This is a genomic window from Komagataeibacter melaceti (assembly GCF_003403295.1).
Taxonomy (GTDB): Bacteria; Pseudomonadota; Alphaproteobacteria; order Acetobacterales; family Acetobacteraceae; genus Komagataeibacter; species Komagataeibacter melaceti.
In genome coordinates this window covers 17,218-30,384 of the sequence record NZ_QUWV01000127.1, presented here as the reverse complement: position 1 = coordinate 30,384, position 13,167 = coordinate 17,218, and the positions used below count along the sequence as shown (strand labels likewise).

Below are 13,167 nucleotides of genomic sequence, written 5' to 3'. Positions count from 1 at the left end.
TAACTTTCATCCGGGCGGTCTCCTCTGAATGGTCTTCCGACCTCATCATGGCACATTGATGTCGCATGGAGGCCGTCCACCCCATCTGGATCCATACTCCCATGATTGGCCGGGGTCGCGGTCACTGCGGGCCATTCTCGCCTTGGCCCGGAATCACGACTGTGATTACGTCCTATTTGATGCGGACGGCCCGGTCGATGCTTCGCTTCGTTTCTTTGATGATGATGAAGATGAATGACCGGCAACGGCATCGGGCGTCCCTCGGGCCAGAGGCGCCGGTTCTTATTTCTTAAGGCGGGATACTTCGGTGTTCCGCCTTTTTTGTGTCCTCGCAAGGGGCTCACACAAAGGAATACTGCCATGAAACTTCATTTTGACCACGCCCTGGTGGCGCGGCTTCTCTCTCATGCGCAAGCTGCGAGCGAACATTCCCCTACCTATGATCAGCTTGTTGACCCGGCCTTTTTCAAGGCTGGCGTGTCGTCACGCCATCCGACCGGTGCGGATGTCGATCGTACCAAAATACCGGCAGGCCTGATGCTGGTTGGCGATCATGGGGTGTACCTGATGTCGAATGGTTATCCGGGCTTCAGTGACGCTGAGGGTCAGGCGAACCTTGTCGCCTATGCTGTCGAAGCGGACCCGCGCACATGTCCTGACGACTGGTACGATGTCAAACGCGCGTCATTTGGCGGCGACGATGGCGCGGAATTTCTTTCCGCTGACACCATCCGCAAGGCACTGGAAGCGACTGCGGGCAATCGTTTGTGGATTGATGTCACGCCTGCGCGGATCAGTTGCCCCTATCTGGCATCCCCGCAAAAAGCCCGATCCGGACAACCGGATGGCGGCTCTGGAAAGGCCAAATCTGAATAGAAATATAATAAAAATAAAATATAGAAATAAATGAAACAGTAAAGGAAGGAGGCAGGCACCACAGTCCAGCCTGCCGCGCAAGGGGTGGCTCCTCGCCGTGCGCGATGGCTGCGCCATCTGTGCGCGGCTCCGGTGCCGCCGCTGTGCGGCGCCCTTGCCCGCCAGTCTGGCCTGCGGCCGCCGGAACAGGTCGAAACCCCCGAAAAAAGGATCTGGAAATGGCACAGAACCGCATCGCGCCGCCGTCCCGCCCTGCCGTCGAAATCGCCAAATTCGTCGCCATCGTGCTCCTCTGGACGGCCTCCATGGTCACTTTCCTCCTGCTGCCCGACGTCTTCCTCGATCCGTGCACGGGCATCATCGATCTCAGGTGACACCACCCTCGCCATCCGCTGCCCATCCGCGCCGCCCTTCGGGGCGGCGTCTGCATTTTCTGGAGACTGATCATGGCCAGAACCGAACGTACCGACATCCACCAGTCCGTCACTGACCGCATCATCCGCGAACTTGAAGCGGGAACCGTGCCATGGGTCTGCCCATGGAACCGTGCGAAATGCGGCATTGCCCTGCCGCGTAATGCCGCGACCGATCGGGCCTATTCCGGGATCAACATCCTGATGCTGTGGGGTTCGGTAGAGATGCAGGGGTTTTCTACCCAGAAATGGCTGACGTTCCGTCAGGCGCATGCGCAGGGCGGCAATGTCAGGAAAGGCGAGAAGGGAACGACGGTGTTTTATGCTGACCGTTTCACGCCAAAATCGGAAGCGGGTTCCGACGAGCCCCGCCAGATCCCGTTTCTAAAGCGGTTTACGGTGTTCAATGTTGACCAGTGCGAGAACCTGCCGGAAAGCATGGTCGCGCCGACCGCGCCGTTGCCGGAACGCGAAATCGTGCCGCACGCGGAAACGCTGATGCGCGAAACCGGGGCGGACATCCGTATCGGCGGCGATAAGGCATTTTATGCCCCGGATGCGGACTTCATCCGGGTTCCGCCCCAGCAGTCCTATTTCAACCAGATCGACTGGTACCGAACCGTCTTTCATGAGATCGGGCACTGGACCGGGGCTGAAAGCCGGCTGGCGCGCACCTTTGGCAGGCGGTTTGGGGACCATGCCTACGCGGCCGAGGAACTGGTGGCAGAGATGACATCAGCTTTCGTGTGCGCGGAACTGCAGATCGAGCCGACGGTCCGCCATGCTGATTACATCGGGAACTGGCTGGAACTGCTGAAGGCTGACAAGCGCGCCATTTTCACCGCAGCGAGCGCAGCTTCAGCCGCGGCCCAATACATTTTCAGCCCATCGGCACATCAGCCGTCCGTCGAGGACGTGGCGTCTGCCGCCTGACATCCAACCCTGAAAATATATGCGCCCGCAAGGGCGCGCTGAGTGATGGAGTTCATCATGCCAGTCTTTGCCCTGATTGCCACTCCCGCCGTGCGCATCCGTTCCGACGGCTGCACCATCCTTAAGGCGCTGCCGATGGAACACCTTGGTGCACGGGGGATGATAGAAGCCCGGACGCTCGCGGAAATCTCGACTGCCGTAACGCTTTACGGTGAGAGGACCGCCGGCGCGCATCCCGGGCGCTCGTTTTCCATCAGTGTGCATATCCGTCGGGGCGATCGTAAGCCACGTGGCTTTGATGCGGCTTACCGCACTGGCGCCCTGGGGACCGACAGATGGGTTCTCATGGTCGATAACGACGCTGATGGCGCGCGGATCCTGCATGGACGGTCCGCAGCCGAAACTGGAAACATGGCGTCCTGCAAAGGAGACGTGGCATGATCCGCCAGTATTATACGTCTCCATTCCAGGGCGGTAATAACCCGCTTCGGGTCGGGACTATCGCCAGCGGGACCATCGTCCGTCTTCCGGCTCCTGTTTCGGGGCGTCCCTATCGGACCCGGCCGTGGATCGTGGAATGCTTTCTGAACGGCACGATGGGGGCGGCTGCGCTGAACCCCGTCACCGGTCTCTGGGAAGACCGTTATATGCGAGGCCGCTCGGATCTGGTCGTATTGCGCAGCCTCGCCAATGCCCGACGTGTGACCGTGGCGGTGCGTTATCTGGAGAGGCTGAATGAAGAGGGCCTGGGGGAGGGGCATTATCCGGATCTGCCGGATGTGAATCGCTTTCATAACGGCTATCGATGCCGGAGCCAGGTGTCATGACGGCGGGGCCGATCCTGTGTGAGCGGCTTCGGATCCCGCCTTTCGACCCGGCTGTCCTGAAACCCACCCGTTGGGCGACGGCCCAGCAAAAGGCAAAGCTTGGTAATGCGATCCTGCGGTTCATTGCACTCGGAATGCCTGCAGAAAAATTTACCCCGGCCCTGTATAACCGGCTGAGCAATATGTTCGGATTTATCGCGCATTATAGTCGGACCGGCTTCGCGCAGACATGGTTCGACAATGCAGCCACACGGCGCGATTTCCTCGATCAGGTTGCGCGATATCCCTGCTGGGGCGACCCGACTTTTGTCTGGTCGGATGTAGAGAAGGAAATCGGGCAGCGCGTCCGGGAAAACCTGCTGGTCGAGGCATGGACGACCCGTGCCCGCGAGGAACAGGTTGCGCGCGAGAAAGCGGAGCTGGCCCGTCTGCAGGCAAAGCATAGCGGAAAAGCGACGTCGGCGGATGCACCCGTGCCTACCGTGCAGCTCGGGCTGCTCTAGCCCTGGGCCATGCGCCAGGAGCCATGCCCGTCGAGGCACCGGCTCAGGAACGCCAGTGCGGCACGCGGATATTTCCGGATTTCCAGAACGCTGCCGGTGGGTACCTCCATGTGGTAGGCGCCGATCCGGGTGGCGCAATGCGGCTGGCCGCGCAGGAATTTTATGCCCCTGCCGGTGCGAACTGCCTGCCGTGGACCAAAAACGCCGACAACGTGACGGCCCCCGAGGTAAATATCGGCGTTGAACTGGCGCCACAGCGGTGCCCGGACATCCTGCTCATTGACTTCGACCTGCACGGTGCAGCAGTCATTCCATGCATCTGGCGTGCCATCGACGCCATACAGGGTCTGGCAGATCTGGCGGATCGCCAACTCATGTTCGGGCAGGAAGGACCAGCCGATCTCCTTGCCGAGAAAACGTCCCATGTAACGCCGGGCCTGGATTGCCAGTTCGGGATGAAAGTCGGCCTTCAGGGTGATGCGTCCTTCCGACGCAGTAATCACGGCCATGATGAACTCCCAATGTAGAGACAGGGAAATTCTAGTACGACTATCATCATTGTACAAGAATAAATGACACGATTATGAGCGAAATAGAAAAATAAAACAGAAATCAAAATCCAAAAGGCAAAAGCATGACCTCGGCCCCTGCCGGGTCTCTGACCTGGTTTTTGCGGTCTGAAGCGGTCGTCGTCGGGCGCAACCCCCAGGCCTGCGGTCGGGACGGCACCGTGAAGCCGCATGCGCGGCTTCCGCACCACTGCCGCCCCGAGAGGTTGCGCCCGCCGCCTGAGGCCCGCTTCCGCGCGCCCGCACCAGGTCAGAGATCCGGCAGGGGCCGGAGACGACCAGGAAGGAAAAAAGGAACAAGACCATGAGCCAGTCAGTCAATCGCGCCATCATCATCGGTCACCTGGGCCGGGATCCAGATCTTGCCGCACGTAGGGAAGGGGAGGGCAAAATCGCATCCTTCGGCGTGGCGACAAGTGAAACCTGGACCGATCGCGCCAGCGGTGAGCGCCGGGAAAAAACCCAGTGGCACCGTGTCGTCTCTTTCAACGATCACCTTTCGGCCGTGATCGAACGTCGGTGCCAGAAGGGAACGCTGGTCTATGTCGAAGGCCATCTCGAGACACGCAAGTGGACCGACCAGCAGGGACAGGACCGTTATGTGACCGAGATCATCATTGATCGGTTTGATGGAAACCTGAAGGTGCTGGCCAATGGTCGAAGCACGGGCGACGGACGCTTTGATGAAGATCGCCCGTCGCGGAGCACTGCACAGCGCCCGGCTCCGGCCACAACTTCCAACGCGCAGGACGTGGATGACGAAATCCCGTTTTAGGCCGCGCGGTGTTCCGGGTCGTCAACGACCCGGAGCATTGTGCCCGTTCAGGGAGAAGAAAGTGCGGTTTCTGCCGCGCCAGTTCCCGTCATGAATACTTGTGAGGACTGTCAGACCTGATGGCGCGGGCGATCGGGAAAGCCTGTCGGCCGATACCGGAACGCCGGTCGTCTGTCCACATCGGGGATAAACTGTGTCTTTCCTGTTTCTCCATCGGCCTTTACGCGGGTTCGTGAACCTTATTTTTCGTCAGTCGCATGATGTGGGCGCAGACGGGATACTCCACAGGGAGTATCTGGCGTCGTGAGTGCCCGCTCGTCCATAGTCCCGGTAATGCGTGCGCAGTGGCGTGGGCACGTGCCGTTTGCTGCCGCGCGTAAACTGCGGCCATTCGTGCGTCCTGTATTCTTTTGCAGTTTACGCAGAATAAAACCCTCAACGCGGATCATCAGGACGCAATATCTCGACGAACCATACAGAGGTCGTCGTGTGTTTCCACACGATCATCTCAAATACTCACCGTAAATACCGGAGCGGTCTGAAACACAATCCATGCTGTTCGTGAAGGAGTGTCTTTCATGGCTTACACGTCTTCCCCAGAAGCACAGCAAAGAGAACTTGATGAGCTTCGTAATGCCGTAAGCTGCGCCGTAGTGCTGGAGAAAGCCGGGTTCCGGCTGGATCGGCAGGCCACTGCGCAGCGTTCCGCCCGTAACCTGAAATTTCGCCGCGACAGTGAGGCCATTATTGTCAATCACGATGGCAAGGGCTGGTGGGACCCGAAAGGCGACGGCAAGGGCGATGTCTTCAAGCTTGTCCAGTATCTCGATCCCTCGAAGAACCTCGGTCATGTCAGGCAGGAACTTCGCGCCCTGATCGGCAGGAGCCCGACGCTCGAAGTTGTCGAGCGTACGAAGGGAGCCGCTGACAGATCGCGGCGCGATCCCGCTGAACTGTGGAACCGTCGCACCGCACCCGGGCAGGGGACGGCTGCATGGCGCTATCTGACGGAGATTCGTGGGTTGCCTGACCATATTGTCGCGATTGCCGGACAGCAGGGGGCGCTGAAGGAAGGCCCGCACGGAACCGCCTGGTTCGGCCACCGGGATGCGGACGGGCAGTTCACCGGCATGGAAATGCGGGGGCCGGATTACAAGGGGTTTTCGACGGGCGGAGTTGGCAAGCGTCTCTTCTGTTTCCGGGCCGACGGAGGAGAAGAACCGGTGACGCGCCTTGTTGTCACCGAGGCGGCCATTGATGCACTGTCCTTTGCTGCACTCGACCGCTTTCCGAAGGGAACGCTCTATACCTCGACAGGGGGCGGCATGAGCCCAGAGAGCGAAGCGAACCTGAAACGGGTCATGATGCAGGTCGCCGCCCAGCCTGAAGCGCGACTGGTTGTTGCCGTTGATAACGACATGCAGGGGGATCGTTATGCCGGGAAATTCGCTGCGATGGCACAGGACGTCGGTCTCTGGTCGGGGCGGATATCTCCGAAAGGGTCGGGAGAGGACTGGAATGCGGTCCTGAGGACCCGCAGGGAAGGAATGGAGGCGGGTTCTGTTCCCGTTGCGCCCTTGTGCCGCCTGTCCGAAGTCCTGGGTTCGGGGTCGAAAGCGCAGCCGGAGACGGTGTCTCCGTCATGGCTGGGTCAGGCCGAGGCGCACGGCACGCAGCGGCCGCCGCGGGTTTCGGCTCCGTCATTGCCTGCGCCGTCTGAACGTGTGGGGAAGCCCGCTGGGCCACGTTCAGGTTCATCGCCGGGGATGTCCTTGTGAACCAGCGTGAGTCCTTTGGGCTCACCGGACAGACGGCATCACGGGATGATCGTCATTTACGGCTGGCGTGCCACAGAGGCGGGCGCCGAACGGTCCTGCGCGCAGGATCATCTCACATAGGAGAGGGTCATGGGATCTGTTTCAGACTATGCGGATCTGGGGATTACGCGTCTGGCGATGAAGGCAGACCTTGCACGAACGTTTGCCCGCTCGCGCCCGGCTCGAGGCATCTGGAACCGCCACCTGCGCCAGCGTTTGGCGCAGGCAGAAGATGATTCCCCGATACCGCAAAGTGCAGTCCGCCTCTATGAGCGGCCGGGCTGTCCTGTCGGCCTGGTTATCGATGGACGCTGGGAAGGTCAGCTTGGGAACTGGGATCTTTCCTATCCGGCGACGATCCTGCTCTCGACCGGTAAGATCACTACCACCCCGGGTTGCGTGGCGGAAGGGCTGGAAGAGCTATGACCGGTGATCTTCCCGTTCCGCGCGCGCTTGCGCCAGTCCTTGACAGTCTGACGCCAGAACAGCGGCGCGCGGCGATGGCGCTGGGATATGTTCTGGTTCTGGCAGGGGCAGGCACCGGCAAGACCAAAACCCTGACAGCCGGGGTCGCAACCCGCGTCGGACTGCATGGCATGGTTCCTGGCCAGATCCTCTGTGTAACCTTTACCAACAAGGCCGCCCAGGAAATGCGCAAGCGCATCGGAGACGTTCTTGGGACGTACTCGGTACCCACATGGCTTGGAACGTTTCATGCCCTGGCGGCCCGACAGCTACGGGCCGAGCCTGAAGTGGCGCAATTGCGTAGCGGTTTTGACATTCGTGACGCCGAGGACAGTCTCGCCATTGTCCGCCGCCTGATCAGGACTGTCCCTAAGGAAAAGCTTCCCGTGCCGCAGGAAGGAGCGCCAGGAGATGCGAGACAGATCAAAAAAATGGCCGAGCGGATTGCGCGGCTGAAAGAGGATCTGATCACACCGGTGGCTGCTTTCGCGCATGTTGAAAGCCTGATCGGCAGGCGGCAGTCGGCGAATCTCCATGTGGATCACGAAAGCTGGCGCTTTGTCGTCGGGTTGTATGGTCGTTACCAGGCGATCCTGCGCGAGCAGAACGCGGCGGATTTTGGTGATCTGCTGATGTGGCCGACCCTCGCGATGCTGCATGATGCGGCATACCATCGCCGGTGGTCCGCCCGTTTTACGGCCGTGATGGCGGACGAGTTTCAGGATGTGAACCGCGCCCAGTACCTGTGGCTCACGTTGCTCAGCAGGACGTCTGGTGAACTGTTCTGTGTGGGTGATGATTCCCAGAGCATCTATTCCTGGCGGGGGGCGAAAGTCGGCTTCCTGCGGAACTTCCCGCGTGAATTTCCTGCTGTGAAGACGTTCAAGCTCGAGGAGAACTTCCGTTCCACCAGCAATATTCTTGATGCGTCGAATGCGGTGATTTCATTTGACCCGTCGCGGATCGAAAAGACACTGTTTACACGTCGGGGCGAGGGCCTCCCGATCGAGGTTCTGGGGTTCTCCTACGCCACCGAGGAAGCTGCGGCGATCGTCCGGGAGATTGGCCGTCGCGCAGCGACCGGCGTCGCCTGGCATGACATGGCTATCATTTACCGCCAGAACCGGCTCTCCCGAACGCTGGAGGAAGCATTGCTCCACGCTCGTGTTCCCTACGAGATCATCGGGGATATGGGTTTCTATCGGCGTACCGCCGTCAAGGACGCTCTGGCCCTGCTGACGCTTTGCGCATGGCCCGATGAGCGCAGGTCGGACGAAGCCTTTCGGCGGATGGCCAACCGGCCCCCGCGGGGCCTTGGCGCCAGGGGCCTGGGGAAAATCGAGATAGAGGCTTCGGCGGGTGGTCTGTCGCTATGCGCGGCGGCCACACGGACTCGGCTGTCCCCGAGATGTGCCGTGGCGGTGCAGGGATTCGTCCAGATTCTCAGACAGATCGGATGTCGGGAAGGGGAAAGCCTTGGGGAGCGCCTTACCGGCCTGCTCGAGGCAACAGGGTATCTGGACATGCTGCGGGCTGATGATTCGGATGAAGCGGCAACCCAGCGCGAAAACCTCGCGGAACTGATCGAACTGGCCCAGGGTTTCCGGCGCGTGGAACACCTCCTGGAGCACGCGGCACTGGCGGGCGGAGCACCTGGAGAAAAAGGGCGTGATCGCGTTCAGCTCATGACCATGCACCGGTCGAAAGGACTGGAATTCCGTCACGTCTTTATTCCTGCGTGGGAAGAGGCGATTTTCCCCGGTGCGATGTCGCGCAATTCCGAAGAGGAGCGTCGCCTTGCCTATGTGGCGCTGACCCGGGCTATGGAGCAGGCCACGATCACGTTCTGTGATTATCGCCAGGGCGGATCTTCCCGTCCGAGCCGGTTCATTGACGAAATTCCACTCGAGAACCGGGTCAGCAGCTGGAATCATGGCAGGAACGAACCACGTCAGTCTGACGGCCGTTGGAGGCAGGTTGATCAGGAACTGAATGCGCTTGGCTTGTGAATGCGGACAATGCATGCTCCGGCAGCGGCGACATGCGTTCGCGTGGCCGGGGCATTGCACCAAACAGGCTGGTTCCGTCCGACGCTTCGGTCTTAAATTGCTTTTCTTTTGGTCGAAGGACGTCTGCTTTATGGCGAAAAAGCCAGTGCCGCCGATTGAGCCCGATGACTGGGATGATGACGAGGCGGGTTTCCTGCAGCCCCTGGAGCCACCGCCGCCCGTCCGGGATCCGACGGATCTCAGGCCGCATACGCGCCAGCTCACCGACCTTCTCCGGGCCAGATTTCCCGACAGATGGGTCGGTGTGGAAATCGGCACGCTTCCGCTTCGGTGTGAGGACGACCTGTTCTCCGATTTCATCGACCTTGGAGATGGCCTTGGGGTTCGCCTCGATTATGATCCCGAGGAGCCGGAGCGGGTACTCTGGATCAGTGCCGGCAACCGTGACCATGGTGGTGAGCCGCTCGATTTTCCCCGCGATAGCGAGGCCTGTCGCGGGCGCATGCTTTCAACCGGGGAAATCGCGGAACTGCTCGATTTTCTCGACAGGGAGGCCGCTTACTGATGCCCGCTGACATGGCAGGCCAGCCTGATGCGCCGCCATGCGTCAGTCAGTGTGCCCCGCGGCACGTTGCGCTCAAGACCATGTAGCAGGGTTTCCAACTCGGAAAGGGAAAGGGTGCAGGCGACAAGCGCAGGTGACAGGACCGCAGTTCCCGTCATCACGACGTGGCTGAAGACCTGGATGGTCGGGTCCACGAGGCGGGCCAGCGCGTAGACGGCCCGGCAATGGGCGGCATTCTGCATCACCGGGCTGTAAATCAGCCGGGGCGGGGCGTCGGGCGCCTCGCCAGCAAAACGCTGTCGCCACCGTTCATCTTCCGGGTGTCCGGTCAGTTCGCCGCCATACCGCTTTGTCTCCACGACATGGATGCCCCTTGAGCTGAGGAACAGATGGTCAATCTGGGTCGTCCTGCCGTCACCCGTCGGCAGTATGGCGTCGTGCAGCACGGCCAGGCCGCTCCGGTCGAGCATATGGGCTACGGCGCTCTCTCCTTTCTCGCCCTGGATAGCGGCGCGAAAGGACCGCCAGACCTGCGCCTCATGGGCCGTCAGCCGGCATCTGCCGGGAGGCTTAATGCGATGACGTCGAAGTCGTGCCACGCCGTTTCCCCCTGTGGTTCCATGGCCCGATAGCGTGTCCCGTATATCTGTCCGTCATGCGACTGGGGCGGGAAATACCAGGAACCGTCTATGTTCCGGGTGAGGGGCCGGGTCCTGACCGACGTCACGGTCATCGCCACCGCCTCCCGGCCAGAAACACGCGACTGGGTAAAACCCCTCGGGGCACATCATATGGTGGATCACAGCAGGCCTCTTATCACACCCAGTGTGATGAAGTCCTCCATGTGCTTTCCGGAGAAGGGACATTCTGGATTGATGACCCGGCTGAGGAAGCGCCGTTTGTTCCCGGGCACCTGCTGGTCTTTCCGCGGCGTGCGGTACATGCGGTGCCGCGTATCCTGCGTGATCCTGTCATTTTTCTTGCCATCGACACACCGCGCCGGGCACCGGATGACGTGGTGTTTGTCGATCCTGCCAAAGGCACGCCTTCCGGTTTCATCAAGAGTATCTGAAGTCATGTCGCGGGTCACAGATGAACTGGATCTGTGTCCCTGCAGCGCATGCCCGCAAAACGCGGCGTAAGCCCAGGGCATCTGGAGACAGTTTCCTTTCCCGAAACACCTGGTCCGGGAAACATCTCTGTTCAGCAGAAAAAAAAGAAAATCAGGGGCGGCCCCTTCGGGGTTCTCTCACTCTGGTTCGCTAAGCGGCTGCGCCGCTAACCTCACTGGAGCCCCCTGCGGGGTCTCCACGCTTTCGCGCAACGGTTCGACCGCTCGCCCTGGGGTTCTGCAGGATCAATACTTATGTAATACATAATAATACTGTGATTAATAAAATTGGGCATAAGGAAATAAATGTAATAAAAACAATAGTAAACTAATATTTACTTCTAATATATTGTCTTTTTTATTGCATTTATATTCTGTCTGTACTATTCTTTATTTGTGGAGAGGGAAATGGTTCCCGCCACAGACGCCCCGCCCGGTGCTGGAACACCGGACAGGGCTGACGCCAGACAGAAAGGTCAATTTTCATGTCCAACGCTACCAACACAATGACCGCCGCCCTTGCTTCCGCGCAAGAGAAGAAAGCAGCCAGCAAGGCAAAATCGGGCCAGAAGGCCCCCGCTGCCCGCCGCTTCGAGGAAGCGGCCCGGCGTGCGCCTGTCATCACCATCGAGGCCGCCGAAGCCCTGATCCCCGTTCCCGACCAGATCACCAAGATCGTTTCCCATTTCGGCCTTGAGGACTTCGACGCCGACGCCCTCGCGGAAACGGCCCGGCAGGCTTTCACCGTCATCGCCCGCAGCCTCTCGCCCGTGCTGGTCGTGACCACATGGAACGGCGAGCAGAACGACAAGGGGCTGGAAATGCACCTCCAGCGCATGGCGGGCGCCGCTGTCGCGTCCGCCTTCGGGGCCGCCCAGTTCTATGACGCCAAGCGCGCGCAGGCCCGCGAACTGTCCTCACAGTTCAACGAGTATCGCGAAGAGGACCGGATGGGCGTCGACGGGCTGGAAAACAGGGCGGCCAACGCCCGCCGCTTCGCAGCCGAGCAGGGGATCAAGGCCGCCGCTCTGGTCGCGTCCGCCCGCGGGGCCCTTGCCGCCTACGAGGACATGATCGGCACCCCGTGGAAGCCCTACACGGCCAGCAACGCCCGCACCATCGACCAGCGGGCCGCAGCCGCCGAGATGGATGCCCTCGGCTTCTGACCGACCCGGCCGGACCCACGGCGGGTCCGGCCACCCACGGCTAGGTACCTTTCCGCAAGGATCGACCCGCATGAGCGAATATGAATCCATGGCAGACCGCGACGAAGCCCTTGAGCTTTCGCGTGCTGCGCCCCACCACGCCTGGGTCCTGACGGACCGGGACGTCTGGCATCGCAATCCTTTTTATCATGGCCCGGAAATGCCACACCCTGAAGATGACGGCGCGCATGACTTTATTGCCGACCACGGCATCGACGCATGGCGGGAGGCGACCACGGCCGCAAGGGCCGCTGCCATCGCCGCAGCCGAAGCGAAAGCGCGCGAGATCGCGGACGCCCCCGACCCCTGGTGGCCCGACGATCCAACGCCTTGAGAGACCACGCCGCAGGAGCCCGGAAACCGGGTTCCTGCTTCTGGTGTCCGGGGTCGCCATCGTGCTTGTAAAAAAATGCCCTGAAACCAGCATGTCGCCGCGAGGCGCCCGCCTCAAGCCCGCTACGCGCCGCGCTTCGCGCGGTGAGGACACGCCCCTTTCAGTGAACAGGGCCGCCCGGATCGCAGGGCGGTGCCCCGCGCTCCGGGCAACCCGGTCCACCTCAGGGGCATGCCCTCAGGCTTGACCCGGGCACCTCGCGGTCCTCCCGGCGGGCAGCGGCCTTCCCTGATCCGCTCCCGGGGAAAACAATGTAGGCCATGCAGCATGCCGGATTGTGGAGATGACAAACCTACTGTGTCGCCCTGCCGAACACGAAGCCAAGCTTGCCGTCATTCATGATGTAGGGCGTGCAGGTCATGCCGGGATGGACCGCGTCGTAGGCTTTTAGCCATCTTGTCGAGACCCAGCCGGGACGCAATGCGAGATTCATGCTCCGGACGTAGCCGTTCGTAGGCGGTGCGTTCGTGGCGACCGGGAGTACCGCCAGCGCGGGCGCAAGGCTCGGGGCATCGTCCCGTGGTTCGCTCTGCAGCGGGATCGGATGCCTGAAATCCATCATGACCCGCTCAGGTGCATCAAGGGCCATGCATCTGTACCCGTCGAGCGCACGGACCGGGGTTCTATGCAGCGCGAAGGCCGGGTGGCTGATGCTGCAGGTGATGGCCGCAAGGATCGCGGCCCGGTGGGAAAACCTCATGCTGG

General features: G+C 61.0%; 17 protein-coding genes and 2 pseudogenes. 16 read left to right on the top strand and 3 right to left on the bottom strand.

All coding sequences use genetic code 11. The features are described from left to right. The first annotated feature begins 28 nt into the window (after positions 1 to 28). The 7 genes from DY926_RS18175 to DY926_RS13215 all read left to right on the top strand — a co-directional run bounded on the left by DY926_RS18175 (position 29) and on the right by DY926_RS13215 (position 3,552). Positions 29 to 238, top strand: coding sequence for a DUF5983 family protein (locus DY926_RS18175; protein ID WP_444699932.1), 210 nt, complete (start codon positions 29 to 31; stop codon positions 236 to 238). Between the two features lie 122 nt (positions 239 to 360). Continuing rightward, entirely contained in the window at positions 361 to 876 is a 516-nt protein-coding gene (locus DY926_RS13235) for a DUF3085 domain-containing protein (RefSeq protein WP_010512120.1), read from the top strand. A 218-nt stretch (positions 877 to 1,094) separates the two neighbouring features. After that, positions 1,095 to 1,250: a hypothetical protein gene (locus DY926_RS17580; protein ID WP_010512122.1), complete on the top strand. Its 156-nt coding sequence runs from the start codon at positions 1,095 to 1,097 to the stop codon at positions 1,248 to 1,250. 72 nt (positions 1,251 to 1,322) lie between these two features. After that, positions 1,323 to 2,222: an ArdC family protein gene (locus DY926_RS13230; protein WP_116703790.1), complete on the top strand. Its 900-nt coding sequence runs from the start codon at positions 1,323 to 1,325 to the stop codon at positions 2,220 to 2,222. Between the two features lie 45 nt (positions 2,223 to 2,267). Further along, a complete protein-coding gene (locus DY926_RS13225) occupies positions 2,268 to 2,663 on the top strand; it encodes a hypothetical protein (RefSeq protein WP_116703789.1) in 396 nt (131 codons plus the stop codon). Then, complete coding sequence (locus DY926_RS13220; RefSeq protein WP_010512535.1) at positions 2,660 to 3,049, top strand: hypothetical protein; 390 nt, start codon at positions 2,660 to 2,662, stop codon at positions 3,047 to 3,049. The genes DY926_RS13225 and DY926_RS13220 overlap by 4 nt, the downstream gene beginning before the upstream one ends. Then, positions 3,046 to 3,552 carry a hypothetical protein gene (locus tag DY926_RS13215; RefSeq protein WP_116703788.1) on the top strand — a complete coding sequence of 169 codons (507 nt, stop codon included), beginning with the start codon at positions 3,046 to 3,048 and terminating at the stop codon, positions 3,550 to 3,552. Before DY926_RS13220 ends, DY926_RS13215 begins: the two co-directional genes overlap by 4 nt. Here DY926_RS13215 and DY926_RS13210 read toward each other — a convergent pair. Then, entirely contained in the window at positions 3,549 to 4,061 is a 513-nt protein-coding gene (locus DY926_RS13210) for a hypothetical protein (protein WP_116703787.1), read from the bottom strand. The genes DY926_RS13215 and DY926_RS13210 overlap by 4 nt on opposite strands. Before the next feature lie 364 nt (positions 4,062 to 4,425). Here DY926_RS13210 and ssb point away from each other — a divergent pair, with 364 nt between their 5' ends. The 5 genes from ssb to DY926_RS13185 all read left to right on the top strand — a co-directional run bounded on the left by ssb (position 4,426) and on the right by DY926_RS13185 (position 9,752). Beyond that, complete coding sequence (gene ssb / locus DY926_RS13205) at positions 4,426 to 4,896, top strand: single-stranded DNA-binding protein (RefSeq protein ID WP_116703786.1); 471 nt, start codon at positions 4,426 to 4,428, stop codon at positions 4,894 to 4,896. Between the two features lie 578 nt (positions 4,897 to 5,474). Continuing rightward, a complete protein-coding gene (locus tag DY926_RS13200; protein ID WP_116703785.1) occupies positions 5,475 to 6,674 on the top strand; it encodes a DUF3991 and TOPRIM domain-containing protein in 1,200 nt (399 codons plus the stop codon). A gap of 129 nt (positions 6,675 to 6,803) precedes the next feature. Then, positions 6,804 to 7,139 (top strand): hypothetical protein, encoded by a 336-nt coding sequence (locus DY926_RS13195; RefSeq protein WP_116703784.1) that lies wholly within the window; start codon positions 6,804 to 6,806, stop codon positions 7,137 to 7,139. Then, entirely contained in the window at positions 7,136 to 9,187 is a 2,052-nt protein-coding gene (locus DY926_RS13190) for an ATP-dependent helicase (RefSeq protein ID WP_116703783.1), read from the top strand. The genes DY926_RS13195 and DY926_RS13190 overlap by 4 nt, the downstream gene beginning before the upstream one ends. A gap of 130 nt (positions 9,188 to 9,317) precedes the next feature. Further along, a complete protein-coding gene (locus DY926_RS13185; protein WP_026018872.1) occupies positions 9,318 to 9,752 on the top strand; it encodes a hypothetical protein in 435 nt (144 codons plus the stop codon). On the opposite strand, the gene DY926_RS13180 is transcribed toward DY926_RS13185, so the two are convergent. Beyond that, entirely contained in the window at positions 9,746 to 10,351 is a 606-nt protein-coding gene (locus tag DY926_RS13180) for a nuclease-related domain-containing protein (RefSeq protein ID WP_274541804.1), read from the bottom strand. The two genes, DY926_RS13185 and DY926_RS13180, sit on opposite strands and share 7 nt — an antisense overlap. 111 nt (positions 10,352 to 10,462) lie before the next feature. On the opposite strand from DY926_RS13180, the pseudogene DY926_RS18125 reads away from it, so the two are divergent. The 4 genes and pseudogenes from DY926_RS18125 to DY926_RS13160 form a co-directional block, all read left to right on the top strand. Beyond that, positions 10,463 to 10,567: pseudogene (locus DY926_RS18125) on the top strand (zinc-binding alcohol dehydrogenase family protein); the annotation flags it as partial. Further along, positions 10,567 to 10,824, top strand: a pseudogene (locus tag DY926_RS13170) (cupin domain-containing protein); the annotation flags it as partial. The pseudogenes DY926_RS18125 and DY926_RS13170, both read left to right, overlap by 1 nt. A 524-nt stretch (positions 10,825 to 11,348) precedes the next feature. Then, positions 11,349 to 12,029 carry a hypothetical protein gene (locus DY926_RS13165; RefSeq protein ID WP_010511735.1) on the top strand — a complete coding sequence of 227 codons (681 nt, stop codon included), beginning with the start codon at positions 11,349 to 11,351 and terminating at the stop codon, positions 12,027 to 12,029. Between the two features lie 70 nt (positions 12,030 to 12,099). After that, positions 12,100 to 12,402 carry a hypothetical protein gene (locus DY926_RS13160; protein ID WP_010511736.1) on the top strand — a complete coding sequence of 101 codons (303 nt, stop codon included), beginning with the start codon at positions 12,100 to 12,102 and terminating at the stop codon, positions 12,400 to 12,402. Between the two features lie 352 nt (positions 12,403 to 12,754). Here DY926_RS13160 and DY926_RS13155 read toward each other — a convergent pair whose 3' ends face one another. Next, complete coding sequence (locus tag DY926_RS13155; protein WP_116703782.1) at positions 12,755 to 13,162, bottom strand: hypothetical protein; 408 nt, start codon at positions 13,160 to 13,162, stop codon at positions 12,755 to 12,757. Positions 13,163 to 13,167 lie beyond the last annotated feature (5 nt).